This window comes from Allocoleopsis sp. (assembly GCF_036703385.1).
Taxonomy (GTDB): domain Bacteria; phylum Cyanobacteriota; class Cyanobacteriia; order Cyanobacteriales; family Coleofasciculaceae; genus Allocoleopsis.
In genome coordinates, this window is the sequence record NZ_DATNPA010000101.1 from 1 (window position 1) to 3,147 (window position 3,147).

Annotated in this window: 2 protein-coding genes; both read right to left on the bottom strand. The window is 48.8% G+C overall.

Annotated elements, in window-relative coordinates; translation table 11 throughout:
* Positions 1–35 precede the first annotated feature (35 nt).
* Positions 36–866, bottom strand: a complete 831-nt coding sequence (locus V6C93_RS05125) for a phytoene/squalene synthase family protein (RefSeq protein WP_333475576.1) — start codon at positions 864–866, stop codon at positions 36–38.
* Positions 867–1,260: 394 nt separating this feature from the next.
* On the bottom strand, positions 1,261–3,147 hold a 1,887-nt coding region (gene shc, locus V6C93_RS05130; RefSeq protein ID WP_333475577.1), incomplete at its 5' end, for a squalene--hopene cyclase.

Sequence of the window (3,147 nt, forward strand, 5' to 3'; positions counted from 1 at the left end):
TGGCCTGGTGGAGTATGACAAGCGGCTGCACAGATCTAGCCAATAACTTGCTTCGCTTTACTTAACTGTTGGAGCAGGGCAAGCACATCACTGCGGCTAAGTTTTTCTTTACCGTTACTCAGTGCATCCAAGGTTCCGTGAGCCAACAGCAAGGGAATTTGGCAAAAGTTCAAAGCGGGGCCTTCAGGAAGTGCGTCGGTGTAAGCGTCGGCAAGGACTAGATTACGACGAGCATAGGCTTGCATATTTTCTTTACTCCAACCCTCTGGATAAAAGTCCACTCCACGCGCTAGATCGTCGCTGTGGTTGCGAAGAATATTGACAGCTTGTAAGCCGCGACCAAATCCAACCGCCTGGAGACGGTTCGTCTGCGTCCCATCGTACCAAGCCCATAAATCAGAGAGTAACAGTCCTACAGCGCCTGCGACGCTAAAGGTATAACGATCTAAATCCGACTCGGTGTGAATTGTCCAGTTGTTGTCAGCCCAATAAGCCATGCGATCGGCCATTGCCGCCGTAGCATCCCAAATCCGAGGCGCAATATCTTCCGGTGCCAGTATCCCCCATTCCCCAATCCGGATGCTGACCTCTGGTAGTAGCTCTTGGTGTAGACTGAATCCGTCAGAGAAGTCATTGATCGCAAAGCCATCAACGCCAGCTTGCAATCTCATGCTAATCGTTCGCAACAGTTTCGCCTTAGAGGGGTTATCCAGCATCGGATGATCTTCAATTTGATCAATGGCTCGCATACATAAGTAGGCTGATGTGACGGCTTCTTGCAGCCTCACAGGTAAACAACTAATTGGGATGTAAAAAGTCCGGCTAGTTTCTTCCAGAATTTTTAAGGCATCTTCGCGTAGACCCATCTGTTGCACTCCTATGATTGATTCTTACACCACACTACAATCCAACATATCTTCTTTTGCCACTTCGTTATAGCAAACTCTGAGACTTTTCCCTATCTGATCGTGAGTGAGCTTCTCCTGCTGGTGAAATAGGTTGAGAAACATCCATCATACTTGAAACCTGAACGGCGTTGTATTTAAATTTTGACTTTTATTTTTCTCTTTAAACAATTACAAAAAAACGATAGCTTACCTTTAATTAGTTAGTTGTAAATTTACTTAGGTTTAATCATACTGTTACTCAATGTGTTTAAAATTACAGATCAGCGCCAATAATTTTTTAAGGGCATAGTAATCCCATCGGACAATTAAAATTAGCCCTCAAAAACATAGGAATTATGCCGTTACTAGGTGTTCAAAGCTTAGTCAACCAGGCTTGATGGCGACCTAGAGCCATGAGAGGGAAGCATTGTTGATAGAGGTGGTATTTCAGATAAAAATGGCTGGGAAAGCCAGTCCCTGTAAATTCTGATTCGTTCCAAGTGCCATCCGGCTGCTGCGTGGCTAAAAGGTAATTGATGCCCCGTTCAATTGCCTCGCTGGCAAATTTTCCAGTTGCCTCACCGGCTGCCATTAAGCCGATTAACGCCCAAGCGGTTTGGGAGGCTGTACTCTTTCCTTGACCTTTGAGGGTTGGGTCATCGTAGCTGCGGCAGGTTTCGCCCCAGCCACCATCGGAATTTTGGCATCCAACCAGCCAAGCAGCACCGCGTTCAATACTGCGGCGGTGAGTTTGAGGCGCAACAAGGGCTAGGGCAGAAAGCGCACCACTCGTTCCATAGATGTAGTTGACTCCCCAGCGACCAAACCAACATCCTTCGGCCTCTTGTTCGCGAATGAGGTAGGCCAGTGCTCTTGCTCGATTATCAGGAGCAATAGACAGGTTACCAAGCCCCAGCATTTCTAGAACCCGCGCTGTCACATCCGCCGTGTTTGGGTCAATCATGGCTTTGAGGTCACCATAGGGCAATTGATTGAGCCAGTCTTGATTGTTGTCCAGATCGAAGGCAGCCCAACCCCCCTCCTGACACTGCATAGAGGCAATCCAATTAACAGTGCGAGCGATCGCAGCTTGCTTTAAACTTTCATTAGGCAGTTGCGCTTGATGCAAAGCCATCACCACCACGGCTGAATCATCGACATCGGGATAAAAGCGATTCTCAAACTCAAACGCCCAAGCGCCTGGTTTGCCCTGCTTATTTTTAACCGTCCAATCGCCGTAATCGAGAATCTGCTTACTTAACAGCCATTCCCCACCCCGAACGACAGCCGGATGATCGGGAGCAACACCGGAATCAATCAGGGCTCTCATCGCCCAAGCCGTATCCCAAACCGGTGAGACACAAGGCTGAACTCGGTAAGTATCCTCTGTTTCGATCGCAAAGTTATCAACGGCTTGGAGTCCCCGGTGTACAATCGGGTCTGCTGCGTCATAATCTAAACAACGCAGCGCCAACAGCGAGTTCAGCATCGCGGGAATAATACCCCCCCAGTCCCCGCTTACTTCTTGCCGCTCTAAAATCCATTTTTCGGCGGCCTTAATTCCTTCTGCGCGGAAGGGGACGAGGTTTAAGTTTTCTGCGAACTTAAAGGCATTATCGAGAGCCAGAAAGATGTCTGTCCAGTCAGAATTGCGGGGTAATTCAAACCGGGCGTTTTCAGCTCCCTCGGTATACAACTCATCAAGAGTAATCTTGGGATTGACCTGAAAGACAGGTTTGCGATCGAGGACAATCAGTAGGGGAACGGTGCTTGAGCGTGCCCAGCTTGACATTTCGTAGATGTTGAAGGGAAACTGCTCCGGCAACAGCATCACCCAAGGTGGCAGTGAAGGAATGCCTCGCCAGCTATAGCATCCGATCAGGGCTAAATGGATTTTGGTGAAAATGCGGCTACGGCTGATTCCGCCCCGTCCTAGGATGAAGGCTTTGGCTCGAAGCATAGCCGGATCGGTTTGGGATACACCCAGCAACTTGAGCGCCATATAAGCTTCGATGGAGGTACTTAACTCTCCACCATCGCCATAAAACAGTTCCCAGCCCCCATGCTCTCGTTGTTGCGATCGCAAGTAAGTTTCGACTTTGTGTAGGGGACGTTCTAAGTCAGTTCCCCAAATTTTGTGGAGTAGAACTGCCTCTGAGGTTATGGTGACATTAGATTCTAACTCAGCCCACCAGTAGCCTGCTGGGTTTTGGATCGAGAGGAGATAGTTTTGCGTCGCAGCGATCGCTTCTGCCAATCT

Coding starts and splice junctions, on each gene's coding strand:
- V6C93_RS05125 (WP_333475576.1), bottom strand. CDS start 866: ATGGGTCTACGCGAAGATGCCTTAAAAATTCTGGAAGAAACTAGCCGG.